22 protein-coding genes and 2 tRNA genes are annotated in these 26,813 nt (G+C 39.2%); all 24 read left to right on the top strand.

Annotation, left to right across the window (positions count from 1 at the left end; genetic code table 11):
• Positions 1-165: 165 nt before the first annotated feature.
• The 24 genes from parE (at position 166) to HMPREF2837_RS00505 (ending at position 26,776) form a co-directional block, all read left to right on the top strand.
• Positions 166-2,115 carry a DNA topoisomerase IV subunit B gene (gene parE, locus HMPREF2837_RS00620; protein ID WP_049549629.1) on the top strand — a complete coding sequence of 650 codons (1,950 nt, stop codon included), beginning with the start codon at positions 166-168 and terminating at the stop codon, positions 2,113-2,115.
• Positions 2,116-3,114, top strand: coding sequence for a hypothetical protein (locus HMPREF2837_RS00615; RefSeq protein ID WP_049549630.1), 999 nt, complete (start codon positions 2,116-2,118; stop codon positions 3,112-3,114).
• Positions 3,115-3,210: 96 nt separating this feature from the next.
• A complete protein-coding gene (locus HMPREF2837_RS00610; RefSeq protein WP_049549631.1) occupies positions 3,211-3,894 on the top strand; it encodes a hypothetical protein in 684 nt (227 codons plus the stop codon).
• A 115-nt stretch (positions 3,895-4,009) separates the two neighbouring features.
• Positions 4,010-4,858, top strand: a complete 849-nt coding sequence (locus tag HMPREF2837_RS00605) for an aminoglycoside 6-adenylyltransferase (protein WP_049549632.1) — start codon at positions 4,010-4,012, stop codon at positions 4,856-4,858.
• A 188-nt stretch (positions 4,859-5,046) separates the two neighbouring features.
• Positions 5,047-7,527 (top strand): DNA topoisomerase IV subunit A, encoded by a 2,481-nt coding sequence (gene parC, locus HMPREF2837_RS00600; protein WP_080979413.1) that lies wholly within the window; start codon positions 5,047-5,049, stop codon positions 7,525-7,527.
• 328 nt (positions 7,528-7,855) lie between these two features.
• The gene (locus HMPREF2837_RS00595) at positions 7,856-9,889 is read left to right on the top strand and encodes a thiol-activated cytolysin family protein (protein ID WP_075230505.1); all 2,034 of its coding nucleotides are present in this window, start codon (positions 7,856-7,858) and stop codon (positions 9,887-9,889) included.
• A gap of 142 nt (positions 9,890-10,031) precedes the next feature.
• Positions 10,032-11,054 (top strand): branched-chain amino acid aminotransferase, encoded by a 1,023-nt coding sequence (locus HMPREF2837_RS00590; protein ID WP_000219010.1) that lies wholly within the window; start codon positions 10,032-10,034, stop codon positions 11,052-11,054.
• 21 nt (positions 11,055-11,075) lie between these two features.
• Positions 11,076-13,043 (top strand): peptide ABC transporter substrate-binding protein, encoded by a 1,968-nt coding sequence (locus HMPREF2837_RS00585; RefSeq protein WP_049549634.1) that lies wholly within the window; start codon positions 11,076-11,078, stop codon positions 13,041-13,043.
• Positions 13,044-13,077: 34 nt separating this feature from the next.
• Positions 13,078-13,767 carry a 5-oxoproline transporter, DUF969 family subunit gene (locus HMPREF2837_RS00580; RefSeq protein WP_049549635.1) on the top strand — a complete coding sequence of 230 codons (690 nt, stop codon included), beginning with the start codon at positions 13,078-13,080 and terminating at the stop codon, positions 13,765-13,767.
• Complete coding sequence (locus HMPREF2837_RS00575; RefSeq protein ID WP_049549636.1) at positions 13,764-14,687, top strand: DUF979 domain-containing protein; 924 nt, start codon at positions 13,764-13,766, stop codon at positions 14,685-14,687. Before HMPREF2837_RS00580 ends, HMPREF2837_RS00575 begins: the two co-directional genes overlap by 4 nt.
• Before the next feature lie 13 nt (positions 14,688-14,700).
• The gene (gene pcp / locus HMPREF2837_RS00570; protein WP_049549637.1) at positions 14,701-15,345 is read left to right on the top strand and encodes a pyroglutamyl-peptidase I; all 645 of its coding nucleotides are present in this window, start codon (positions 14,701-14,703) and stop codon (positions 15,343-15,345) included.
• A 134-nt stretch (positions 15,346-15,479) separates the two neighbouring features.
• A complete protein-coding gene (locus HMPREF2837_RS00565; protein WP_000037109.1) occupies positions 15,480-15,710 on the top strand; it encodes a DUF2969 domain-containing protein in 231 nt (76 codons plus the stop codon).
• A gap of 49 nt (positions 15,711-15,759) precedes the next feature.
• Positions 15,760-15,840: transfer RNA gene (locus HMPREF2837_RS00560), tRNA-Tyr, on the top strand.
• Positions 15,841-15,849: 9 nt separating this feature from the next.
• Positions 15,850-15,921: transfer RNA gene (locus HMPREF2837_RS00555), tRNA-Gln, on the top strand.
• Positions 15,922-16,082: 161 nt separating this feature from the next.
• Complete coding sequence (gene rpsA, locus HMPREF2837_RS00550) at positions 16,083-17,285, top strand: 30S ribosomal protein S1 (RefSeq protein WP_001001618.1); 1,203 nt, start codon at positions 16,083-16,085, stop codon at positions 17,283-17,285.
• A gap of 85 nt (positions 17,286-17,370) precedes the next feature.
• Positions 17,371-17,868 (top strand): GAF domain-containing protein, encoded by a 498-nt coding sequence (locus HMPREF2837_RS00545; RefSeq protein ID WP_049549252.1) that lies wholly within the window; start codon positions 17,371-17,373, stop codon positions 17,866-17,868.
• Positions 17,868-19,532, top strand: coding sequence for a DNA polymerase III subunit gamma/tau (dnaX, locus tag HMPREF2837_RS00540; RefSeq protein WP_049549253.1), 1,665 nt, complete (start codon positions 17,868-17,870; stop codon positions 19,530-19,532). Before HMPREF2837_RS00545 ends, dnaX begins: the two co-directional genes overlap by 1 nt.
• A 22-nt stretch (positions 19,533-19,554) precedes the next feature.
• Positions 19,555-19,749 carry a DUF3272 family protein gene (locus HMPREF2837_RS00535; protein WP_049503772.1) on the top strand — a complete coding sequence of 65 codons (195 nt, stop codon included), beginning with the start codon at positions 19,555-19,557 and terminating at the stop codon, positions 19,747-19,749.
• A 152-nt stretch (positions 19,750-19,901) separates the two neighbouring features.
• Positions 19,902-20,672: a Fe-S cluster assembly ATPase SufC gene (sufC, locus tag HMPREF2837_RS00530; RefSeq protein ID WP_049503774.1), complete on the top strand. Its 771-nt coding sequence runs from the start codon at positions 19,902-19,904 to the stop codon at positions 20,670-20,672.
• A 27-nt stretch (positions 20,673-20,699) separates the two neighbouring features.
• Positions 20,700-21,962, top strand: coding sequence for a Fe-S cluster assembly protein SufD (sufD, locus tag HMPREF2837_RS00525; protein WP_049549254.1), 1,263 nt, complete (start codon positions 20,700-20,702; stop codon positions 21,960-21,962).
• A 10-nt stretch (positions 21,963-21,972) separates the two neighbouring features.
• Entirely contained in the window at positions 21,973-23,199 is a 1,227-nt protein-coding gene (locus tag HMPREF2837_RS00520; RefSeq protein ID WP_049549255.1) for a cysteine desulfurase, read from the top strand.
• Positions 23,186-23,626 (top strand): Fe-S cluster assembly sulfur transfer protein SufU, encoded by a 441-nt coding sequence (gene sufU, locus HMPREF2837_RS00515; protein WP_049549256.1) that lies wholly within the window; start codon positions 23,186-23,188, stop codon positions 23,624-23,626. The genes HMPREF2837_RS00520 and sufU overlap by 14 nt, the downstream gene beginning before the upstream one ends.
• 57 nt (positions 23,627-23,683) lie before the next feature.
• Positions 23,684-25,096 carry a Fe-S cluster assembly protein SufB gene (gene sufB / locus HMPREF2837_RS00510; RefSeq protein WP_049549257.1) on the top strand — a complete coding sequence of 471 codons (1,413 nt, stop codon included), beginning with the start codon at positions 23,684-23,686 and terminating at the stop codon, positions 25,094-25,096.
• A 282-nt stretch (positions 25,097-25,378) separates the two neighbouring features.
• A complete protein-coding gene (locus HMPREF2837_RS00505) occupies positions 25,379-26,776 on the top strand; it encodes an APC family permease (protein ID WP_049549258.1) in 1,398 nt (465 codons plus the stop codon).
• The last annotated feature ends 37 nt before the right edge of the window (positions 26,777-26,813 follow it).

The following is a 26,813-nucleotide window of genomic DNA, read 5'->3' as shown; positions in this document are numbered from 1 at the left end:
AGGGGATTTACCCACTACAGAAATTATAGAGCCTTTCTTTTTTGGTATAACTAGGTGATGTTTTTGCTAAAAAAGACTTGGGAATAGGCTTTTTAACTAGAAAAACTTTGCAAAATCCCTAGAAAACCTGTAAAATAGTAAAGATGAACGAATAGGAGGTTCCTTGTGTCAAAAAAGGAAATCAATATTAACAATTATAATGACGACGCCATTCAGGTGCTAGAAGGGTTGGATGCGGTCCGTAAACGTCCGGGGATGTATATCGGATCAACCGACGGTGCTGGTCTCCATCACCTAGTCTGGGAAATCGTCGATAATGCGGTCGATGAAGCCCTATCTGGATTTGGTGATCGTATTGATGTGACCATTAATAAAGACGGAAGTTTAACGGTTCAAGACCACGGACGTGGAATGCCGACTGGGATGCACGCTATGGGAATTCCAACGGTTGAGGTTATCTTTACCATCCTTCACGCCGGAGGGAAATTCGGTCAGGGTGGTTATAAGACATCAGGTGGTCTCCACGGGGTTGGTTCTTCTGTCGTTAATGCCCTCTCTAGTTGGTTAGAGGTAGAAATTACTCGTGATGGAGCAGTTTATAGACAACGTTTTGAAAATGGAGGCAAGCCAGTTACCACTCTAGAAAAGGTTGGGACTGCACCTAAGTCTAAGACAGGTACCAAAGTGACCTTCATGCCAGATGCAAGCATCTTTTCTACGACAGACTTTAAGTACAATACTATTTCAGAGCGTCTCAATGAGTCAGCCTTTCTCTTGAAAAATGTGACCTTGTCTCTAACTGACAAACGAACAGAAGAAGCAATCGAGTTTCACTATGAAAATGGGGTGCAGGACTTTGTTTCCTATCTGAATGAAGACAAGGAAACCTTGACGCCAGTCCTTTACTTTGAAGGCGAAGATAATGGTTTCCAAGTAGAAGTAGCTCTCCAATATAATGATGGATTTTCAGATAACATTTTATCCTTTGTCAATAACGTCCGTACCAAAGACGGTGGAACGCATGAGACAGGACTCAAGTCAGCCATTACCAAGGTTATGAATGACTATGCACGTAAGACAGGTCTTCTCAAGGAAAAAGATAAGAATCTTGAAGGATCCGACTATCGTGAGGGACTTGCTGCCGTCCTTTCTATCCTAGTTCCTGAAGAACACCTCCAGTTTGAGGGACAGACTAAGGACAAACTAGGAAGTCCACTAGCTCGTCCAGTTGTAGATGGGATTGTGGCTGATAAGTTAACCTTCTTCCTTATGGAAAATGGGGAGTTGGCTTCTAATCTGATTCGTAAAGCTATCAAGGCTCGTGATGCCCGTGAAGCGGCTCGTAAGGCGCGTGATGAGAGCCGAAATGGTAAGAAAAATAAAAAAGATAAGGGCTTGCTTTCTGGTAAATTAACGCCAGCCCAGTCTAAAAATCCAGCTAAGAACGAACTCTATCTGGTCGAGGGGGACTCTGCCGGTGGATCTGCCAAACAAGGTCGTGACCGCAAGTTTCAGGCTATTTTGCCTCTTCGTGGTAAGGTCATCAATACAGCCAAGGCCAAGATGGCAGATATCCTCAAAAACGAAGAAATCAACACCATGATTTATACCATCGGTGCTGGTGTTGGGGCAGATTTCTCCCTTGAAGATGCCAACTATGACAAGATCATTATCATGACCGATGCGGACACCGATGGTGCCCACATTCAAACCCTTCTCTTAACCTTCTTTTATCGCTACATGCGTCCTTTAGTCGAGGCAGGACATGTCTATATCGCCCTTCCTCCTCTTTACAAGATGTCCAAAGGTAAAGGCAAGAAAGAAGAAGTGGCTTATGCTTGGACAGACGGAGAACTGGAAGAACTTCGCAAGCAGTTCGGTAAAGGTGCTACCCTTCAACGCTACAAGGGTCTTGGTGAAATGAATGCGGACCAGCTCTGGGAAACAACCATGAATCCAGAAACCCGCACCCTCATCCGTGTTACGATTGAAGACCTAGCACGCGCAGAACGTCGTGTCAATGTCCTCATGGGTGATAAGGTCGAACCACGCCGTAAGTGGATCGAAGACAATGTCAAATTTACGCTGGAAGAGAGTGGGGAGATGATGTTTTAGATGTTGATTATAAAAAAACTATTAGACTTATTAAACAGTTTCACAAAAAAATGCAATACTTTATATTTAGACTATGATAAAAATCAAAAGAAGAAAGCTCAAGAAAGATTCGACGCTTTGAAAGTTCTAAGAAATAAAGATTACATCATAAAAAATGTTAGCTCTAAAACTAAACAGAATAATTATTTTGTAAGAGCTATTGTGGCGACAGTTATAATGTTGGTTTTATTTTTCATGATTATGTCTCTGGATTCATCTAATAATTTATTTAGTGGATTTTGTTCTATTTTCATATTATCATTGTCATTGTCTTATGCTTACAATTCTTTTATAGTATTTTTGTTGTCACTTAATAGATATTTCCGAAAAATTTTGTTTTCGATTTTAACATTTATAAATGTATTTATTTTGGGAGATATAATAATTAGAATAATCTCAAATGCTAATAATCCCAATAGAATATTAAATTTTTTCGAAAATTTATTTAAGGAATATGAGTTACAAACAACTTTTGGTAGTGATATATGGCTATTTTGGCTAATTTTTACTTTAATGTTAGCTAGTTCATGCTTATCTCTTTATTTTGTTTTAAAGACTCAAGATGTTTTTGAACTAGAACTTATGGGGATAGAAAATCGTTTACTTTTGAGTATTCTTGCGATAGTAACATTTATAATCGGTATTGATATAGAAAAAGTTAGGCTAATTGGTATTCTTTGTCTAATATTAGTTATTCAGACTGCTTTTTTTGAAGCTTCTTATTCGTATCTACTTTCAAGAATGTATGAAAAAGCACAAACTATCTTTCAAGAACAATTACTTCTTAAATTTCCAGATTATCAAGAATTAAAGAAATGTTATTATTGTGGTGGAGAAAAGTATAGGGAAAAATTATTAAGTACAGAGAAGTTTTTAGAAGTTATTATAAAAAATGAATTTAAATCCTTAAATGATTTAAAAAACTACGATGATTATAAACTTTATAAATCAACGAGGTAAATATAATAGTGTTTACGTATTAAATAAAATTCTTTATGAATCTTGTATTTGCTCACTGATAACAAATTTAATCACGGAACTAACAAGGACTATAAAATGAATGTTGAAATGTTTGAGGAATTGATTAAAGCGATTGATTCAACTGATTGGATTTCCAATTGGATTCAAATAGGTATAGGTGGTTTTTCAATTCTAATACCTATAATTTACGCAACTTGGATTTCAAAAAAAGATACTAAAGAAATTGATGAACGACAACGAAAACTAGAAATTATTCAATCTTCAATCGCGAAAAATATAGTAGAACTGACAAGTCAACAAAAGCAACTATTTGAAACTCAAAAAAAGGTTGAAGAGAGTTTAAGAGAACTTAAAGAAATGGCTCGACAATCAAGGAAGTCAAATCTATTAAAATTACAAAGTGATTTCCCAATATTCTATAGAGCACTAGATGATTTTGAATGGGAATATAACAAACTTTTGAATTCTATTAATGATTTTAATTCTAAAAAGAATTTATCTTCTAATATTGAAGATGAAATAGGTGAAATATTCGCAGCAATTGAGGATTTAATTGAATCAGAAATTAATTATCTGAATACTGAAGAAGTTCCGCCGTTTGCTCTAGCTTATTTTAACAAACTATTAAGAGCTATAAACTCTTTATCAAAGTATTTTTCTACAAGCTTTGATGATGTTCAATGTAGATATTTTATAGAGAATGATTTCCCAACACTTAAGGTAGCAAGGGAAGAATTACTTGTTTTTGTATATAATTGAAAATCTTTAGATAATTTAGTTTTATAGAGCTTGTATAGTTTTTTAACTTTTTAAATCTTAAGAAACTGTTCGATATAATAAATCTGTTACCTAATAGAAAAAGAGGGGGGAACACATGAGAACTGAACCCGAAATGTTTGATGTGATTTTGCAAACAGCTGAAACTTTAAAAGTCGAAGCTGTGGCTCTATCTGGTTCGCGTACAAACCAAAAGGTTCAAACAGATGAATTTCAAGACTATGATGTTGTCTATGTCGTGGACGATTTAGATAATCTGACGAATGACCTTTCTTGGTTGGACCAGTTTGGCAAGCGCATCATCGAGCAGCATAACGTACTTGACCATCGCCGGCTCTATCTCATGCTCTTTGAAGATGGCAATCGGATCGATTTGACCCTCTGCCCCAAAGAGCACATCAAAGAGTGGGTGGATAGTGAAGCAGATTTCACGGTGCTGAATGACCCGCAGGGGCTCTTTGCCCTTTATGCACCGACGCCTAAGCGCTATTGGACGGCACCAGCCAGCGCGACTGACTTTGACAAATCTTGCAATGAATTTTGGTGGGTGTCCGCTTACGTGGTCAAAGGGATATGCCGTAAGCAAGTCATATATGCGACTGACCATCTCTACGGTATTTGTCAGCAAGAACTCTTGAAGCTCTTGGCTTGGCAGGTTGCAAGTGATAGAGGAACAGTCGACATTGGTAAGAACTACAAGTATCTTTTCCAGTATTTACCTACAGAGAAAGAGAAGGAATTCTCTGCTCTCCTTGATTTTTCAAGTATAGACAAAATCCCTCAGACTTTATTTGCTACGATGCAACTTTTCCATCAAGAAAGTCAAAGTCTTGCTCAAAAGATGGGCTTTGATTATGATAAGGAAGTAGCTGAAAAGATGATTGAGTATGCTAAAGAAAGACTTCCAAAACACTTAGAAAATAAAGAACACAATTCAAAACTTTAAACTACTGAAAGGATAGTTTAGTTATATAAAGTAACTGAAATCCTTTTCTATAAAACCTACTCTACTTTTTTTGAAAGGAGTTGAACACGCCCTAAATACTGTGTGAAAAAGATAAATTCTCTTGTGAGCATCGCTCACTGCAAGAATTTCCTATTTTCACTTTGCATTTTACGGGCTTTGTATCCTATATGAGTAATATCCAAAACATGTCCTTGGAGGACATCATGGGAGAGCGCTTTGGTCGCTACTCCAAGTACATCATTCAAGACCGGGCTTTGCCAGACATTCGGGATGGATTGAAGCCGGTTCAACGCCGTATTCTTTATTCGATGAATAAGGATGGCAATACCTTTGACAAGAGCTACCGTAAGTCGGCTAAGTCTGTCGGAAATATCATGGGGAATTTCCACCCACACGGGGACTCTTCTATATATGATGCCATGGTTCGTATGTCTCAGGACTGGAAGAACCGTGAGATTCTAGTTGAAATGCATGGTAACAATGGTTCTATGGACGGAGATCCGCCTGCGGCTATGCGTTATACAGAGGCTCGTTTGTCTGAGATTGCAGGCTATCTCCTTCAAGATATCGAGAAAAAGACAGTTCCCTTTGCTTGGAACTTTGATGATACCGAGAAGGAACCAACTGTCTTACCAGCAGCCTTTCCAAACCTCTTAGTCAATGGTTCAACTGGGATTTCAGCTGGTTACGCCACTGATATTCCACCACATAATTTGGCCGAAGTTATCGATGCGACAGTCTACATGATTGATCACCCAACTGCCAAGGTCGATAAGTTGATGGAATTCTTGCCTGGGCCAGACTTTCCAACAGGAGCGATCATCCAAGGTCGTGACGAGATTAAAAAGGCCTATGAAACTGGTAAAGGGCGCGTGGTCGTTCGTTCCAAGACTGAAATCGAGAAACTGAAAGGTGGTAAGGAGCAAATCGTTATCACTGAGATTCCCTATGAGATTAATAAGGCTAACTTAGTCAAGAAAATCGATGAAGTTCGTGTCAATAACAAGGTGGCAGGTATCGCTGAAGTTCGTGACGAGTCTGACCGTGATGGTCTTCGTATTGCTATCGAACTTAAGAAAGATGCAAACACTGAGCTTGTTCTCAACTACCTTTTCAAGTATACTGACTTACAAATCAACTACAACTTCAACATGGTTGCAATTGACAATTTCACCCCTCGTCAGGTTGGGATTGTTCCAATCCTGTCTAGCTACATTGCCCACCGTCGTGAAGTGATTTTGGCACGTTCCAGCTTTGATAAGGAAAAGGCTGAAAAACGTCTTCATATCGTCGAAGGTTTGATTCGCGTGATTTCGATTTTGGACGAAGTCATTGCCCTTATCCGTGCTTCTGAGAACAAGGCTGATGCTAAGGAAAATCTTAAAATCAGCTATGCTTTTACTGAAGAGCAGGCTGAAGCCATCGTTACCTTGCAACTTTATCGTTTGACCAATACAGACGTGGTTGTCTTGCAAGAAGAAGAAGCTGAACTACGTGAAAAGATTGCTATGCTGGCGGCTATCATCGGTGACGAACGAACCATGTACAATCTCATGAAGAAAGAACTCCGTGAAGTCAAGAAGAAATTTGCGACTCCACGTTTGAGTACTTTAGAAGATACAGCAAAAGTGATTGAGATTGATACAGCTAGTCTTATCGCTGAAGAAGATACATACGTCAGCGTGACGAAGGCTGGCTATATCAAACGTACTAGCCCTCGTTCCTTTGCAGCTTCAACACTTGAAGAAATTGGTAAACGGGACGACGACCGATTGCTATTCGTTCAATCTGTCAAAACTACTCAGCACCTCTTAATCTTTACAACACTTGGAAATGTCATCTATAGACCAGTCCACGAGTTGGCAGATATTCGTTGGAAGGATATCGGAGAACATCTAAGCCAGTCTATTACAAACTTTGAAATCAATGAAGAAGTGCTCTATGTAGAAGTTGTGGATCAGTTTGATGATGCGACAACTTACTTTGCAGCGACTCGCCTTGGTCAAATCAAACGTGTCGAACGCAAAGAATTCTCTCCATGGAGAACCTATCGCTCTAAGTCTGTCAAATATGCTAAGCTCAAAGACGAGACAGACCAGATTGTGGCAGTAGCACCAATCAAACTGGATGATGTTCTCTTGATTAGTCAAAATGGTTATGCCCTTCGTTTCAATATCGAAGAGGTTCCCGTTGTCGGTGCCAAGGCTGCAGGTGTCAAAGCCATGAATTTGAAAGCAGATGATGTGATACAAGCAGCCTTTATCTGCAACACTTCATCCTTCTATCTTTTGACGCATCGTGGAAGTCTTAAGCGTGTTTCAATCGAGGAAATTCCTGTAACCAGTCGTGCCAATCGCGGTCTTCAAGTTCTTAGAGAATTAAAGAGCAAACCACATCGTGTCTTCTTGGCCGGTGCTGTCTCAGAACAAGGTTTTATAGGAGATCTCTTCAGTACAGAAGTAGAAGATGGCGAACAAACTCTGGTTGTTCAATCAAATAATGGCACGACTTACGAAGCAATACTACAAGATTTGAATCTATCGGAACGCACAAGCAATGGAAGCTTCATTTCAGATAGCATTTCTGATGAAGAAGTTTTTGATGCTTATCTTCAGGAAGCTTATACAGAATTTGAATCTAAGAAATGATAAAAACAATGAAAAGGTTTTTGTTGAGAAATTTCTTAAGCTATAGATTTAAGAGTTGAATTTGATTATATATACAAAAACGAACAGTGCTGATTCCCAAGTGGTAGGGACTTTAGACTGTTCGTTTTCTTGTTTTTATTGGTATAGACCGCCTGTTATTTAATTGTGAAATTATTAATATGTGGTCAATTATTCAAGCTAGATTAATAAAAAAAATAATATTTTTTAAGAAAACGATTGCATCACATCTGTTTTTATGTTATACTAATATCGTTTCAAGAAAGCGCGTTCAAGAAATGTAGTTTGATTAATCTAAAAGGAGTTTTTTATGTCTCAAAATAAACAAGATAAAGGATTTCGTTATTCTATTCGTAAACGTAGCGTTGGAGTATGTGGTGTTGCCATTGCAACATTTTTGCTAGGTTCTGGCCTTGTATTTCAAACAAATGTAGTAAAAGCAACAGAGCCAAGCGTTGCTGTAGTTGCTGGTGAAAATATTGCTGCTCATAAGTCTGCAAGTCAGAGTTCGACTGCTTATGGTGCAGATGCTTCTAGAGCGGTTGACGGCAATCGAGATAATGACTACGGCCATAGCTCAGTTACTCATACAGATTTTCAAGATCATTCTTGGTGGAAAGTTGATCTAGCAAAAGAAGAAGGTGTGGGAACTGTTCGTATTTACAATCGTGGAGACAGTAATGTAGGGGATCGTTTATCTAATTTTGATGTTATTTTGTTAGATAAAGATGGAAATGAAGTGGCTCGTCAACATGTAGATAGCTTAAACAATCAACCAACAGTTGATGTTCAATTCTCAGGAGTTGATGCACGATATGTAAAAATTGAATTAAATAAATCTAAAACTCCTCTTAGTTTGGCAGAAGTTGAAGTATATCGTTCTGTAAAAGAAGAAAAAGTAGTAGCAGATAAGAAAACAGAAAACGAAGCTAAAACAGATTATACTGCAGAGCTAAATAACTATTTATTTGGTTTAAATTATGATAAATTAAATATTTTGACTAGAAAAGGAGAAGCATTAGAAAATTACACTAATACAAGCACAAAACAACAAGGAAGTGAATTTGTGGTCGTAGAAAAAGTGAAGAAAAGCCTTTCTAATGGTTCGGCTGATGTTGCCATCAATGGTAACGGAGATATTTTCCTAGGTGCATTGTTTAAAGCAAATCAAGACCTTCTAGAAAATAAACCACAACAAATTAGTTTAGATCGTAGCAAAGGTAGAATTAGTGTTGATTTACCAGGAATGGTAGGCGGAGATAGCTATGTAGATGCTAATCCAACTGCAAGTGGTATGCAGGAAGGTGTGAATACCTTGTTAAACCGTTGGCATGAAAAATATGCTGCGAAAAATCCTGCTCCAGCACGTATGCAGTACGAATCAACTTCTGCTTACAGCATGAATCAATTGAAAGCAAAATTCGGAAGTGACTTTGAAAAAGTTGGAGTTAATCTAAAAATTGATTTTGAAGCTGTCAATAAAGGTGAAAAACAAATTGAGGTAGTTGATTTTAAACAAGTTTACTATACTGCTAACTTTGATGCTCCAAAAAATCCATCAGATGTATTTGCCTCAGGAGTAACAGTTGATCAATTGAAAGCACGTGGAATTGATGAAAATACTCCTCCTGTATATGTATCAAGCGTGTCATACGGACGTCAAATGTATGTTAAGTTTGAAACAACAAGCAAGAGTACCGAGTTGAAAGCAGCAATCAATGCTGTAATCAAAGGAGTGCCTATTAAACCAGAATCTGAATGGGCACGTGTCTTGAAGAATACAACTGTAACAGTTTCCATCGTAGGTGGAAATGCTGATGGCGCTGCACGTGTTGTGACAGGTACAGTAGAAGATTTGAAGAAATTGATTCAAGAAGGAGCTACTTTCAGTACACAAAACCCTGCTGTTCCAATTTCTTATAAGACTGCATTCTTGAAAGATAATCAAGTAGCCACAATTCAAAGCAATACAGACTACATTGAAACTAAAGTGACTTCATATAAAAATGGTTACCTCAATTTACATCATAAGGGAGCTTACATTGCTCGCTACTATGTTTACTGGGATGAAGTAACTTATGATAAGAATGGAGTTGAAAGCGTTCGTACGCGTCAATGGGAAGACAATGGTAAAGACAGAACTGCTGGCTTCCAAACGGAGCTTCAATTTAAAGGAAATGTACGTAACCTACGCGTGAAGATTCAGGAAAAAACAGGTCTTGCTTGGGAACCATGGCGTACTGTTTACAATCGTACAGACCTTCCTCTAGTCCAAAAACGTACCATTATTAATTCAGGTACAACAATCAGACCAAAATACGATGAAAAAGTTGAAAACAACTAATTCTCACTTGTGAAAGTAACCAGTTCTATGAGCTGGTTCTTTTTATAAGTAAAATTTTCAGAAAATTACAAATAATACTTGAATTTTTAGGAGAATAGTGTAGAATAGAACACAGAGCTTGATTAGAATAAAGGAGATTGTCATGACAGTTACGATTGATTGGGAAAATCTCGGTTTTTCCTATATGAAACTACCTTATCGTTATATCGCTAATTTTAAAAATGGACAATGGTCTCAAGGAGAATTAACAGAAGATGCAACCTTGCATATTTCAGAATCATCTCCAAGCCTTCACTATGGACAGCAAGCATTTGAAGGATTGAAAGCCTATCGTACAAAGGATGGCAGTATTCAACTCTTCCGTCCAGATGAAAATGCTAAACGTCTGCAACGTACCTGTGATCGTCTCTTGATGCCACAAGTTCCAACAGAAATGTTTGTAGAGGCTTGTAAAGCCGTTGTTCGTGCAAATGAAGAATACGTACCCCCTTATGGAACTGGTGGAACCCTTTACCTTCGTCCGCTCTTGATTGGTGTTGGAGATATCATTGGGGTAAAACCAGCTGAGGAGTATATTTTTACCATCTTTGCTATGCCAGTTGGAAATTACTTTAAGGGTGGATTGGTTCCAACAAACTTCTTGATTCAAGATGAGTATGATCGTGCTGCACCAAATGGAACAGGGGCTGCCAAGGTCGGTGGTAATTATGCAGCTAGTCTTTTGCCAGGAAAAATGGCTAAATCCCGTCATTTCTCAGATGTTATTTATCTAGACCCATCAACCCACACCAAGATTGAAGAAGTTGGTTCAGCAAACTTCTTTGGAATTACAGCTGATAATGAGTTTGTAACCCCACTGAGTCCGTCAATCTTGCCATCGATTACCAAGTACTCATTACTTTATTTGGCAGAGCATCGTTTGGGCTTGAAGCCTGTTGAGGGAGATGTACCAATTGATAGTCTGGATCGATTTGTAGAAGCAGGTGCCTGCGGTACTGCGGCAGTTATCTCACCAATTGGAGGAATCCAACATGGTGATGACTTCCACGTTTTCTACAGTGAGACAGAGGTTGGACCAGTGACTCGTAAACTATACGATGAATTGACAGGTATTCAATTTGGTGACATTGAAGCACCAGAAGGTTGGATTGTAAAAGTAGATTAAAAATTATTAAAGGAGATCTTTATGAAAACGAAAAAGTGGATGTTAACAGCAGGAGTGGTCCTGAGTACAGCAGTTCTTCTTGTAGCTTGTGGTAAAGCTGACAAGGAAGCAGATGCGCCTACAACTTTCTCTTATGTCTATGGAGTAGACCCATCATCTTTGGACTACAGTATCGCAACTCGTACTTCAACAACGGATATCATCGGTAACGTTGTTGATGGATTGTTGGAAAACGATGAATATGGGAATTTGATTCCTTCCCTCGCTGAGGATTGGAGTGTCTCACAAGACGGTTTGACTTATACTTATAAACTTCGTAAAGGGGTTAAATGGTACACGTCAGAAGGTGAAGAATACGCTGAAGTAACTGCGCATGACTTTGTTACTGGGTTGAAACACGTAGCTGATGGCAAATCAGACGGTGTCACTCTTATTCAAAACTCAATCAAGGGCTTGAATGAATATATGACTGGTGAGACTAACGACTTCTCAACAGTTGGGGTTAAGGCAGTAGATGATTATACTGTTGAGTACACTCTAAACGCACCTGAAACTTTCTGGAATTCAAAAGTAACTTCAGCAACTATGTTGCCAGTAAATGAAGAATTCCTCAAAGCTTCTGGTAAAAATTATGGAACGGTCAGTCCAGCTGGTATTCTTTATAACGGTCCATATATTTTGAAGACATTGACTTCAAAATCTTTAATCGAATATGAAAAGAATCCAAATTATTGGGATAAAGAGAAGGTTAAAATCGAGAAAGTTAAATTAACTTACTATGATGGATCAGACCAAGAATCCTTGATCCGTAGCTTTTCTTCGGGTGTTTACACAACAGCTCGCCTCTTCCCAAGTAGCTCAAACTTTGCTTCTACTTTGGAACAATACGGGGATAAAATTACATATAGTCCACAGGATTCAACTAGTTACTACTTTACCTTTAACGTAAACCGTCAATCTTTCAATAAGACAGCGAAAACAAGTGAAGAACAGAAAACTTCTACAAAAGAAGCAATGTTGAACAAGGACTTCCGTCAAGCAATCAACTTTGCCTTCAACCGTCATTCTTATGCTGCCCAGCTCAATGGTGAAGATGGTGCGGACAAGATTATTCGTAACAGCTTAGTACCAGATAACTTTGTACAATCTGGTGGCAAAAACTTTGGTGATATCGCTCAAAAAGAATTGGTCAACTATGGAGACCAATGGAAAGGTGTTGAGCTCGTCGACGGAAAAGATACCATCTACAATCCTGACAAAGCCAAAGCTTCATTTGAAAAAGCTAAGAAAGAGTTGGAATCAAAAGGTGTAACCTTCCCAATTCACTTGGATGTCCCAGTTGAACAGACAAATACCATTGCTGTTCAACAAAGCAATTCCTTTAAACAATCAATCGAATCCACTCTTGGTTCTGAAAATGTCGTGATCGATGTTCTTCAGATGACGGATAACGAGAAGGAAAGCATTACATCTCAAGCGCGTGTTCCTGCTCAAAAAGACTATGACTTGAACAGTACTGGATGGGCTCCAAGTTATCAAGACCCAGCAAGTTATCTCAATATCATGGATCCTAAGACTGGTTCCGCTATGAAACACCTTGGTATTACTAAAGGAAAAGACAAGGAAGTAGTAGCTCAACTAGGTTTGGACGAATATAAGAAACTCTTGGATGATGCAGTTTCTGAGAAAAATGACTTGGATAAGAGATATGAAAAATATGCTAAAGCTCAAGCTTGGCTTACTGATAGTTCTCTCTTGATGCCAACAGCTTCATCAGGTGGTTCACCAGTTGTCAGCAATGTCGTTCCATTCTCTAAACCATACTCACAAGTAGGTATTAAGGGTGATCCATACATCTTCAAGGGAATGAAATTGCAAAAAGAGATTGTAACTGCTAAAGAATATCAAGCAGCTCTTGAAAAATGGCAAAAAGAAAAATTGGAATCAAACAATAAATACCAAAAAGAACTAGAAAGTCATGTCAAATAAAACAGACTAGTACTTTTGGAATAAAGGGGCCTATATGGAATGGATTAAACTAATAGGGATAGTTATCATTGTGATTGGTTTTATCTATAAGTTAGATACCATTGCAACGGTAGTCTTAGCTAGTTTAGTTACAGCTCTAGTTTCTGGAGTTTCTCTTGTTGAATTCTTGGAAATTTTGGGAAAAGAATTTAGTAATCAACGAGTTCTGACGATTTTTATGGTAACCTTGCCACTGGTAGGTTTATCTGAAACTTTTGGCCTCAAGCAACGTTCGATTGACTTGATTCAAAAGATTAAAGGACTGACCGTAGGAAGTTTTTATACAATTTATTTCTTTTTTCGGGAACTCGACGGGTTCTTTGCCATTCGTCTAGGAGGGCAGCCACAGTTTGTAAGGCCTTTGGTTCAACCCATGGGACAGGCAGCAGCAGAGTTGCAATTAGGTAGAAAATTAACTGAGTATGAGGCCGAAGCCTTGAAGGCGCGTGCAGCAGCAAATGATAATTTCGCAAATTTCTTTGCTCAGAACACTTTTGTTGGTGCAGGTGGTGTCCTCTTGATAGGGGGCACTCTGGACCAATTAGGTTACGAAAGTAATTATGCAGGGATTGCTTCGGCTTCTCTTATTGTTGCAGGAGTTGCCCTACTTGTGGTAGGGATTTACAATTACTTATTTGATAGAAAATTGCTAGCGAATAAGCTTAGTAAAGGAAAAGAAGAATGACCAATCTAGCAAGACAGTTATTAGAGTTAACCTATATTGTGATTGGTTGTCAATTTCTTCACACGGCCTATTGTAGCTATAAAGACAAAACAAATCCAGTTCGATATGGAACAGCTGGGTTTTGGGCTTTATTGGGCATCAGTTTTATCGGTGGCTCTTATCTACCTTCTATCTGTATTGGAGTTATCGTAGTGCTATTAGCCCTACTAACACTCTTTAAACAGGTTCGTATCGGAACCTTACCGTCTCTGGATGAAGTCAAGGCAAACATTGAAGCGAAACGACTAAAGAATAAAATTTTTATTCCGGTCATGTTAATGGCTTTGATTGCTTTGGTATTAGCAAAAATGATTCCTGACTTTAGTAAGATTGCTATCAGCCTTGCAGCATTTTTTGCAACCATCTCTCTTTTATTGATTACTAAGAGTTCTCCTAAAAACTTGTTAGCAGAAAATAATCGCATGGTTCAGCAAGTCTCTACTAGTGGGATTGTGCCTCAACTTTTAGGGGCTTTGGGAGCAATTTTTACCGTTGCAGGCGTTGGAGACTTGATTTCGCATTTAATCAGCGGTCTAGTTCCTTCGGGTAGTCGTTTTATGGGTGTAGTGGCTTATGTCCTTGGGATGGTTCTATTCTCCATGATAATGGGGAATGCATTTGCTGCCTTCACGGTTATTACTGCTGGAATTGGTGTTCCCTTTGTATTTGCCTTGGGAGCTGATCCAATCGTGGCTGCAGCTCTAGCAATGACGGCAGGTTGCTGTGGAACCTTATTGACTCCAATGGCGGCTAACTTTAATGCTTTACCGGCAGCTCTCCTGGATATGAAAGATTCAAATGGGGTTATCAAAGCGCAGGTAGGAGTAGCTATTGTCATGATTATCATCCATGTATTTTTGATGTACTTTTTGGCATTTTAGCAAAGGAAATAAAATGAAAATATTAGTAACAGGTTTTGATCCTTTCGGTGGTGAAAAGGTCAATCCAGCCTTGGAAGCTGTTAAATCATTACCGTCAGAGATTCATGGCGCAGAGGTTCATTGGGTAGTAATCCCAACGGTCTTTTATCAATCAGCAGAGGTTTTAGAAGCAGAAATAAATCGATACCATCCAGATGCTGTGCTTTGCATAGGACAGGCAGGAGGAAGAGCTAGTCTAACTCCTGAGCGAGTTGCCATCAACCAAGATGATGCTAGAATTCCAGATAACCAAGGGAATCAGCCGATTGACACTCCTATACGCCTGGACGGACAAGCAGCCTATTTTAGCACTCTGCCTATTAAGGCAATGGTTCAAGCGATTAAAGAGGAAGGGTTACCAGCTACAGTGTCCAATACAGCAGGAACCTTTGTTTGCAACCATTTGATGTATCAGGCTCTCTATTTAGCGGATAAGAAATTTCCCCATATGAGAGCAGGTTTTATGCATATTCCCTATATGACAGAACAAGTGTTGAACAAGCCTAATACGGCATCCATGTGCTTAACAGATATTGTCAGAGGTATTGAGGCAGCAATTAGAGCTATCGTAGACTATAAAGATAAGGACTTGAAGTTAGTAGGTGGAACAACCCATTAATAATGAGTCATCTCTAGATAAAAAATTCTATATTTTTTACAAAAACTCTGTATCAAGCTTGGCTTGGTATAGAGTTTTTTCTTGCCAGTTTTCTAAATTTCTTGTACAATAGGAAGAGTGAAAAGAGGTATGGTATGAGTAAAAAAGATAAAAAAATTGAAATTCAATTAACAGACGCAACTGTTTTAGTTGGTCAGGAAAAATTTGAAGGCTACACATTAACCATTGGGAAAAAGATTATCGGTGAAATTGCTGAACTAGATAATCAATTCGCAATCATAAAGAATGGAAATGTCGATAGTTTTTATAAAAAACTTGAAAAAGCTGTGGAAATTTTGATTGAAAACTATAATTTAGCAAAATAAAGCTTGTTTTTTGTAAATTTTCATGATATAATAGTTTTTGTTGAACATTGGAGAGATAGCGAAGAGGCTAAACGCGGCGGACTGTAAATCCGCTCCTTCGGGTTCGGGGGTTCGAATCCCTCTCTCTCCATTTCACTTTTGGGGTATAGCCAAGCGGTAAGGCAAGGGACTTTGACTCCCTCATGCGTTGGTTCGAATCCAGCTACCCCAGTTCTTAGGTAATAAATTCAAGATAAAAAGAAAAATATCTTAGGGTATTTTATTTTTATAATTGAAGGACGTGAACGATATAACATGTCTTTGCGGGTGCTTAGGAAAAAATTATAAGTATGTCAAGTTTAAGAAAAACTTGATTGTTGGAGGATTTTTTAGATGAACGAATTTGAAGATTTGCTAAATAGCGTTAGCCAAGTTGAGCCAGGTGATGTTGTTAGTGCTGAAGTATTGACAGTTGATGCTACTCAAGCTAATGTTGCAATCTCTGGAACTGGTGTTGAAGGTGTCTTGACTCTTCGCGAATTGACAAACGATCGCGATGCAGATATCAATGACTTTGTAAAAGTAGGTGAAGTATTGGATGTTCTTGTACTTCGTCAAGTAGTTGGTAAAGATACTGATACAGTAACATACCTTGTATCTAAAAAACGCCTTGAAGCTCGCAAAGCATGGGACAAACTTGTAGGACGTGAAGAAGAAGTTGTTACAGTTAAAGGAACTCGCGCTGTTAAGGGTGGACTTTCAGTAGAATTTGAAGGTGTACGTGGATTTATCCCAGCTTCAATGTTGGATACTCGTTTTGTACGTAACACTGAGCGTTTTGTAGGTCAAGAGTTTGATGCTAAAATCAAAGAAGTTGATCCTAAAGAAAACCGCTTCATCCTTTCACGTCGTGAAGTTGTAGAAGCAGCTACTGCAGCAGCTCGTGCTGAAGTATTCGGTAAATTGGCTGTTGGTGATGTTGTAACTGGTAAAGTTGCACGTATCACAAGCTTCGGTGCTTTCATCGACCTTGGTGGTGTTGACGGATTGGTTCACTTGACTGAATTGTCACACGAACGTAACGTTTCACCAAAATCAGTTGTAACTGTTGGTGAAGAAGTTGAAGTGAAAATCCTTGATCTTAACGAAGAAGAAGGACGTGTATCACTTTCACTTAAAGCTACAACACCTGGACCATGGGATGGCGTTGAGCAAAAATTGGCTAAAGGTGATGTTGTAGAAGGTACAGTTAAACGTTTGACTGACTTCGGTGCATTTGTTGAAGTATTGCCAGGTATCGATGGACTTGTTCACGTATCACAAATTTCACACAAACGTATTGAAAATCCAAAAGAAGCTCTTAAAGTTGGTCAAGAAGTTACTGTTAAAGTTCTTGAAGTTAACGCTGATGCAGAACGTGTATCTCTTTCTATCAAAGCACTTGAAGAACGTCCAGCTCAAGAAGAAGGACAAAAAGAAGAAAAACGCGCTCCACGTCCACGTCGTCCAAAACGTCAAGAAAAACGTGATTTTGAACTTCCTGAAACTCAAACAGGATTCTCAATGGCTGACTTGTTCGGAGACATCGAACTTTAATCCATTCGAATTTGAATAAAATCCTTTGTTTTTAAAACAAGGGATTTTTCTTTTTTCTACTAGCATTTTTTGATATAATGGTTTTATGTTATATTCAGAAAAAGAATCACTTTATCAAACAATAAATGAACAGCTCTCTTATCTTTTAGAAGGAGAGCCCAATGTGTTGGCTAATCTATCAAATGCCAGTGCTCTGCTAAAAACAAGCTTTCCCAATACTGTTTTTGCAGGTTTCTATCTATTTGATGGGAATGAACTGATTTTGGGACCCTTTCAAGGTGGAGTTTCATGTGTACGAATCGCTCTTGGAAAAGGTGTTTGTGGAGAGTCTGCAGCTAGTCGTCAAACAGTGATTGTTGGTGATGTTAAAACCTATCCAAACTATATTTCTTGTGATAGTAGTGCTCGTAGTGAAATTGTTGTGCCGATGGTTAAAGAGGGACGTCTTCTGGGCGTTCTAGATTTAGATTCATCTCTTGTTGATGATTATGATGACTTGGATCTGAAATATCTAGAAGAGTTTGTTGCTATTTTGTTAGAGAAAACCGAATGGAATTTTTCAATGTTTGAGGAGAAAGCGTAATGTATCAGGCCCTTTATCGAAAATATAGAAGCCAGACTTTTTCACAGCTAGTAGGTCAAGAGGTGGTAGCAAAAACTCTTAAACAAGCTGTTGAACAGGAAAAAATAAGCCACGCCTATCTATTTTCAGGTCCTCGTGGAACTGGTAAGACTAGTGTGGCTAAGATTTTTGCTAAGGCTATGAACTGCCCTAATCAAGTAGGGGGAGAACCTTGTAATAACTGTTATGTCTGTCAGGCGGTTACAAATGGTAGTTTGGAGGATGTTATCGAAATGGATGCAGCCTCTAATAATGGGGTTGATGAAATTCGTGATATTCGTGATAAATCAACTTATGCTCCAAGTGTTGCCCACTATAAGGTTTATATCATCGACGAGGTTCATATGCTTTCAACAGGAGCCTTTAATGCTCTTTTGAAAACTCTTGAGGAACCAACTCCAAATGTTGTTTTTATCCTAGCAACGACAGAGCTTCATAAGATTCCTGCAACCATCTTATCTCGGGTTCAGAGATTTGAATTTAAGTCTATCAAGACTCAGGATATTCGAGACCATATCTTCCATATTTTAGAAAAGGAAGGGATTGATTATGAGTCTGATGCTGTTGAGATTATTGCTCGTCGAGCCGAAGGTGGTATGCGGGATGCCTTGTCCATCTTAGACCAGGCTTTGAGTTTGACGCAGGAAGCTCGATTGACAACTGCTGTTTCTGAGGAAATCACTGGAACTATCAGTCTAAGTGCTTTGGATGATTATGTGGCTGCTTTGGCACAAAAAGATGTGACTCGTGCTTTGGAAAATCTTGATTTGATTTTTGATAACGGAAAGAGCATGACACGATTTGTAACGGATTTGTTGCAGTATTTACGAGATATTTTGATTGTCCAAACTGGTGGGGAGAATACTCACTATAGTGATCTCTTTAAGGATAACCTAGGTCTTTCACAGGCTGTTTTGTTCGAGATGATTGGAATTGCAACAAGTAGTTTAGCTGATATCAAGGCTAGCTTACAGCCTAAGATTTATGCTGAAATGATGACCATTCGTCTAGCTGAGCTTGAAGTTAAGCCTGAAATAACAGGTCAAGTCGCTGGTGAATTAGCCTCACTTAGAGAAGAAGTTGCGCGATTGAAACAGGCTCTGGCAAATGTTAACACGAGTCCTAAGCAGACTACACCAACACCGAGTCGTCCAGTTAACAGCAAGTCAATTTATCGCGTAGATCGCAATAAGGTTCAGTCTATTCTTCAAGAAGCTGTTGAAAATCCTGATTTAGCCCGTCAAAATCTAATTCGTCTCCAAAATGCTTGGGAAGAAGTTATTGAAAGCTTGTCAGGACCTGATAAAGCACTTTTAGTTGGTTCTCAACCTGTTGCGGCCAATGAGCACCATGCGATTCTTGCTTTTGAATCTAACTTCAATGCTGGTCAGACCATGAAGCGTGATAATCTTAATACCATGTTTGGCAATATCCTCAGTCAAGCTGCGGGATTTTCACCAGAGATTCTTGCTATTTCCATGGAAGAATGGAAAGAAGTCAGGGCTGATTTCTCAGCTAAGGCTAAATCGTCACAAGGTCAACCAGTTAAGGAAGAAGTGGAAGAATCTGTCCTTCCTCAAGGATTTGAATTTCTAGCGGATAAAGTGACCATAGAAGAAGACTAAAAGGATATTGTGACATAATACGATGAACAGACAACAATTTATAATCATGGCCTTATTTACTGCTGCTGAGACCTATTTCCTTAATGAATCTATCATGGAGCAACGGTATATTATGGCCTTGCTTTGGGCTATTTTAATCCTAAGAAATTTTAGAGTCAGCTATATTATGGGTAAAATTGTCAACGCTATTGATGACCATTTTCGAGGAAAGAAGTAACCCTCAGCTTCTAGACAAAATTAAAGCCTTTTAGGCTTTTTTTTGTTATACTATTAAAGTATATTTATTGACATTTTATCGTTTTTTACTAGAAAAATAAGGACAATTTTCTAGCGAAAATGGTAAAACGGATTGAAAAGAAAGGAATTATCATGTCAGTATTAGAGATCAAAGATCTTCACGTTGAAATTGAAGGAAAAGAAATTTTAAAAGGGGTTAACCTGACCCTGAAAACAGGCGAAATCGCCGCTATCATGGGGCCAAATGGAACTGGGAAATCAACTCTTTCTGCCGCTATCATGGGAAATCCTAACTATGAAGTAACCAAGGGTGAGGTTCTATTTGACGGCGTAAACATCCTTGAATTGGAAGTGGATGAGCGTGCGCGTATGGGGCTTTTCCTGGCTATGCAATACCCATCAGAAATTCCAGGAATTACCAATGCAGAATTCCTTCGTGCAGCTATAAATGCTGGTAAAGAAGATGATGAGAAGATTTCAGTGCGTGAGTTTATCACTAAGCTAGACGAAAAAATGGAATTGCTCAACATGAAAGAAGAAATGGCAGAGCGTTACCTCAACGAAGGTTTCTCAGGTGGTGAGAAAAAACGTAACGAAATTCTTCAACTCTTGATGTTGGAACCAACTTTCGCACTTCTTGATGAGATTGACTCAGGTCTTGATATTGACGCTCTTAAAGTTGTTTCTAAAGGTGTCAATGCTATGCGTGGTGAAGGCTTTGGTGCTATGATTATTACTCACTACCAACGTCTTTTGAACTATATCACGCCAGACGTGGTACACGTTATGATGGAAGGTCGTGTTGTTCTTTCTGGTGGTCCAGAATTGGCGGCACGTTTGGAACGTGAAGGATACGCAAAATTAGCTGAAGAACTTGGCTATGACTACAAGGAAGAATTGTAATTCCCTCGTATCTTTTAGGAGAAGTAAATGACTAAAGAAACTATTAAACTTTTTTCAGAAATGCACGCTGAACCAAGCTGGTTGTCTGAACTCCGTCAAAAAGCTTTTGATAAGATTGAGAGCCTAGAATTACCAGTTATTGAGCGTGTCAAATTTCACCGTTGGAATCTTGGTGATGGAACGATTACAGAAAGTGAGCCATCAGCAAATGTTCCAGATTTCACTGCACTAGATAACCACTTGAAGTTGGTGCAAGTAGGAACTCAAACTGTTTTTGAGCAAATTCCAGTTGAGTTGGCTGAACAGGGTGTTGTCTTTACAGACTTCCATTCAGCTTTAGAAGAAATTCCAGAACTGATCGAAGAATTCTTCATGTCATCTGTTAAGTATGACGATGACAAGTTGGCAGCCTACCACACAGCATACTTTAACAGTGGTGCTGTTCTCTACATTCCTGATAATGTTGAGATTGCTGAACCAATCGAAGGAATTTTCTACCAAGATAGTGATAGCGATGTGCCGTTTAACAAGCATATTATGATTATCGCTGGTAAAAATTCTAAGATTAGTTATCTGGAACGTTTAGAGTCACGCGGTGAAGGAAGTGCCAGAGCAACTGCTAATATTACAGTAGAAGTGATTGCTCGTTCTGGAGCTCAAGTGAAGTTTGCAGCTATTGACCGTCTAGGTGAAAACGTCACTGCCTACATTAGCCGTCGTGGTAAATTAGGAAACGATGCAAGTATTGACTGGGCAATCGGTGTCATGAATGAAGGGAATATCGTTGCGGATTTTGATAGTGACTTGATTGGAAATGGTAGCCATGCTGATCTTAAGGTAGTAGCTCTATCAAGTGGTCGTCAGGTACAAGGGATTGATACCCGAGTAACTAACTATGGTTGCAACTCAATCGGAAATATTCTTCAACATGGGGTAATCCTTGAAAAAGCAACTTTGACTTTCAATGGTATTGGCCACATCATCAAGGGTGCTAAGGGAGCAGATGCCCAACAAGAAAGTCGTGTTCTCATGCTTTCAGACCAAGCACGTTCCGATGCCAACCCAATTCTTTTGATTGATGAAAATGATGTCACTGCAGGACACGCGGCCTCTATTGGTCAAGTTGATCCAGAAGACATGTATTACCTCATGAGTCGTGGATTGGATAAGGCAACTGCAGAACGTTTGGTTGTTCGTGGTTTCCTTGGATCAGTAATCGTTGAGATTCCAGTCAAGGAAGTTCGTGATGAAATGATTGCGACGATCGAAGAAAAATTGTCAAAACGCTAAGGGGAAGCCTATGTTAGATGTAGAAGCGATTCGCAAGGATTTTCCGATTTTAGACCAGATTGTCAATGACGAACCTCTGGTTTATTTGGATAATGCTGCGACGACACAAAAACCACTAGCTGTTCTTGAAGCGATTAATCACTACTATGAGCAGGACAATGCCAATGTTCACCGTGGGGTTCATACCTTGGCTGAAAGGGCGACAGCATCTTATGAAGCCGCTCGTGAAACCATTCGTAAGTTCATTAATGCAGACTCCACAAAGGAAGTTCTCTTTACCAGAGGTACGACAACTAGTCTTAATTGGGTAGCACGTTATGCTGAGGAAATCTTGACTGAAGATGACCAGGTCTTGATTTCAGTCATGGAACACCATTCCAATATTATCCCATGGCAGGAAGCTTGCCGAAAGACTGGGGCAGATCTTGTTTATGTCTATCTCAAAGATGGAGCTCTGGATATGGATGACTTGCGTTCTAAATTGACTGACAAAGTTAAATTTGTTTCACTAGCTCACGCATCAAACGTTCTTGGAGTGGTTAATCCTATCAAAGAAATCACACAAATGGCTCACCAAGTTGGAGCAATTATGGTGGTGGATGGTGCTCAGTCTACGCCTCATATGAAGATTGATGTCCAGGACTTGGATGTGGACTTCTTCGCCTTTTCAGGTCACAAGATGGCTGGTCCGACTGGTATTGGTGTTCTTTACGGTAAAGAAAAATATCTGGAGCAAATGTCACCTGTCGAGTTCGGTGGGGAGATGATTGATTTTGTCTACGAGCAATCTGCTAGCTGGAAGGAACTCCCTTGGAAATTTGAGGCTGGAACGCCAAATATGGCGGGTGCTATTGGACTTGCAGCTGCAGTGGATTATCTTGAAAACATTGATATGGATGCCATTGAAGCCCATGAACAAGAATTGATTGCATATGTTTTTCCAAAATTGCAGGAAATTGAAGGTTTGACCATTTACGGTTCGCAAGATTTGGCTCAGCGTTCAGGTGTTATTGCCTTTAATCTAGGGGACCTTCATCCTCACGACCTTGCGACAGCTCTGGATTATGAAGGAGTAGCAGTTCGTGCCGGTCACCATTGTGCTCAACCTCTGCTTCAATATTTGGACGTCCCAGCAACAGCTCGTGCAAGTTTTTATATCTACAATACCAAGGCAGATTGCGACAAGCTGGTCGATGCTTTACAAAAGACAAAGGAGTTTTTCAATGGCACTTTCTAAACTAGATAGCCTCTATATGGCGGTGGTAGCGGACCATTCAAAAAATCCACATCACCAAGGGAAGTTGGAAGATGCTGAGCAAATCAGTCTCAACAATCCGACCTGTGGAGATGTCATCAATCTCTCTGTCAAGTTTGATGCAGATGACCGTTTGGAAGATATCGCTTTTCTAAACTCAGGTTGTACCATCTCAACTGCCTCTGCAAGCATGATGTCAGATGCAGTTTTGGGTAAGACTAAGAAAGAAATCTTAGAGCTTGCAACCATTTTTTCTGAAATGGTCCAAGGGCAAAAAGATGAACGTCAAGACGAGCTTGGAGATGCAGCATTCTTATCTGGTGTAGCTAAATTCCCTCAACGAATTAAATGCGCAACCCTAGCTTGGAACGCCCTTAAGAAAACAATCGAAAATCAAGAAAACAAATAAGACAAGCTTCTTTTGTCTTATGAATTATTAGAAATGAAGAATGAAAGAAAGGATATTATGGCTGAAGAAAGAGTAGAACCAAAACCAATTGATCTTGGTGAATATAAATTTGGTTTCCATGATGATGTAGAGCCTGTCCTATCGACAGGAAAAGGACTCAACGAAGGTGTTATTCGTGAATTATCTGCTGCCAAGGGTGAGCCTGAGTGGATGTTAGAATTCCGTTTGAAATCTTATGAAACCTTCAAAAAAATGCCCATGCAAACCTGGGGAGCAGACTTGTCAGAGATTGACTTTGATGACTTGATCTACTACCAAAAACCTTCTGATAAACCAGCACGTTCTTGGGATGATGTACCTGAAAAGATTAAAGAGACCTTTGAACGTATTGGGATTCCAGAAGCTGAGCGTGCCTATCTAGCTGGAGCTTCTGCCCAGTATGAGTCAGAAGTGGTTTACCACAACATGAAGGAAGAATTTGAGAAGTTAGGTATTATCTTTACAGATACGGATTCTGCCCTCAAGGAATACCCAGACTTATTTAAACAATACTTTGCGAAATTGGTACCGCCGACAGATAACAAGTTAGCTGCCCTCAATTCAGCAGTGTGGTCAGGTGGAACCTTTATCTATGTACCAAAAGGTGTCAAGGTAGATATTCCACTTCAAACTTACTTCCGTATCAATAACGAAAATACAGGTCAGTTTGAACGTACCTTGATTATCGTTGATGAGGGAGCAAGTGTCCACTACGTAGAAGGATGTACAGCGCCAACTTATTCAAGTAACAGCTTGCATGCGGCCATTGTAGAAATCTTTGCTTTGGACGGAGCTTATATGCGCTATACGACCATCCAAAACTGGTCAGATAACGTTTATAACTTGGTAACAAAACGTGCTAAGGCTCAAAAAGATGCGACAGTTGAGTGGATTGATGGGAACTTGGGTGCCAAAACAACTATGAAATATCCATCTGTTTACCTTGATGGAGAAGGTGCGCGTGGGACTATGCTTTCGATTGCCTTTGCCAATGCAGGGCAACACCAAGATACTGGTGCCAAAATGATCCACAATGCTCCACATACGAGCTCGTCTATTGTCTCTAAATCTATCGCTAAAGGTGGAGGAAAGGTTGACTACCGTGGACAAGTAACCTTTAACAAGAACTCTAAGAAATCTGTTTCTCACATCGAGTGTGATACCATTATCATGGATGACTTGTCAGCATCAGATACTATTCCGTTTAATGAAATCCACAACTCACAAGTAGCTTTGGAACACGAAGCCAAAGTATCTAAGATTTCAGAAGAACAGCTCTATTATCTCATGAGTCGCGGTCTCTCAGAATCTGAAGCAACTGAAATGATTGTCATGGGATTTGTTGAACCCTTCACTAAAGAACTTCCAATGGAATACGCAGTTGAGCTCAACCGCTTGATTAGCTACGAAATGGAAGGATCAGTCGGATAAACTTTATGAACAGAAACTGAGGCTGGGACAAAAGTCCTAGCCTCTCAATTGTCTTTGGATTGTCGTGCAAGACGCAGTGGTTGAGTGGGCTCTACTACGCTGATTTCATCAGCTTTTACAGCCCTACTCAACTGTGCGGAGGTGGGACGACGAAATCAAATTCTAACGAATTACCGATTTCTGTCCCACTCTCAGTTTTTTTGATGAAAAATGCTAATAAATATTCACAAAAAGTCTTTTGTATGGTAAAATAATACAATCACATAAAGTGGGAGATGAATGATGAATATTTTTAGAACCAAAGACGTTAGTCTAGGTAAGACAGAAATGCATCGCCATTTAAAACTATGGGACTTAATTCTCTTGGGAATTGGTGCTATGGTGGGAACAGGTATCTTTACCATTACAGGAACTGCTGCAGCAACATTAGCAGGACCTGCCCTTGTGGTATCGATTGTAATTTCTGCTATTTGCGTATCCTTATCTGCACTCTTTTTTGCAGAATTTGCCTCTCGTGTTCCAGCAACTGGGGGTGCTTATAGTTATCTATATGCAATTTTAGGTGAATTTCCAGCTTGGATTGCTGGTTGGCTGACTATTATGGAATTTATGACAGCTGTTTCTGGTGTAGCTTCGGGTTGGGCGGCCTATTTTAAAGGTTTGCTTAGCCATTATGGAATTTCCTTGCCACAAGTCTTGAATGGAACTTTTAATCCTGAAAATGGTACTTATATTGATTTTTTACCAATTTTAGTAATTCTACTTGTTACAGGTGTTGTACTTTTAAATTCGAAAGTAGCTCTTCGTTTTAATTCTATTCTTGTTGTTTTAAAATTTTCTGCTCTTGCTTTATTCATTTTAGTTGGAATCTGGTACATTAAACCTGAAAATTGGTCAGACTTTGCTCCATTTGGCTTTGGTCAGATTTATGGTGGAAGCACTGGGATTATGGCAGGAGCTTCACTCATGTTCTTTGGATTTTTAGGGTTTGAGTCCATTTCTATGGCAGTTGATGAAATTCAAAGCCCCCAGAAGAATGTACCGCGTGGAATTGTTTTATCTTTGACTATCGTAACCATTCTTTATGCCTTAGTTACCTTGGTGTTGACGGGGATTGTTCACTATAGCAAGCTCAATGTTGATGATGCAGTGGCTTTTGCTCTGAGAAGTATCGGTATTGGTTGGGCAGCTAATTATGTTTCACTCGTTGCAATTTTTACTTTGATTACGGTATGTATTTCCATGACTTACGCCTTGTCTCGAATGATTTATAGTTTGGCACGTGATGGACTGTTACCTCAAAGTTTTAAAGAAGTGACCACGACTAGTCGTGTTCCAAAGAATGCAACTATCTTAACTGGTGTTGTTTCAGCAATTGCAGCTGGGATCTTCCCACTTGCAAGTATTGCAGCCTTTCTCAATATCTGCACCTTAGCCTATCTTATTCTCCTAGCCTATGGGATCATCAAATTGAGAAAAGATAAGGGTATGCCAAAAGAGGGCGAGTTCAAAACTCCCCTGGTTCCTTTTTTACCAATCTTGTCTATTCTGATTTGCCTCTCATTCATGCTTCAGTATACTCTTGAAACATGGATGGCATTTGGAATTGCCTTGTTAATAGGAATTATTATCTACTTTACTTATGGCTATAAACATTCAACTGTAGCTGAAAATGAATAAAGAAAAAGAGAGTGGGACAGAAATCGGTAATTCGTTA

This window comes from Streptococcus sp. HMSC071D03, assembly GCF_001812125.1.
Lineage (GTDB): Bacteria > Bacillota > Bacilli > Lactobacillales > Streptococcaceae > Streptococcus > Streptococcus pseudopneumoniae_N.
The sequence above is the reverse complement of the archived record's forward strand: the minus strand, read 5'-3'. Positions and strand labels throughout refer to the sequence as shown.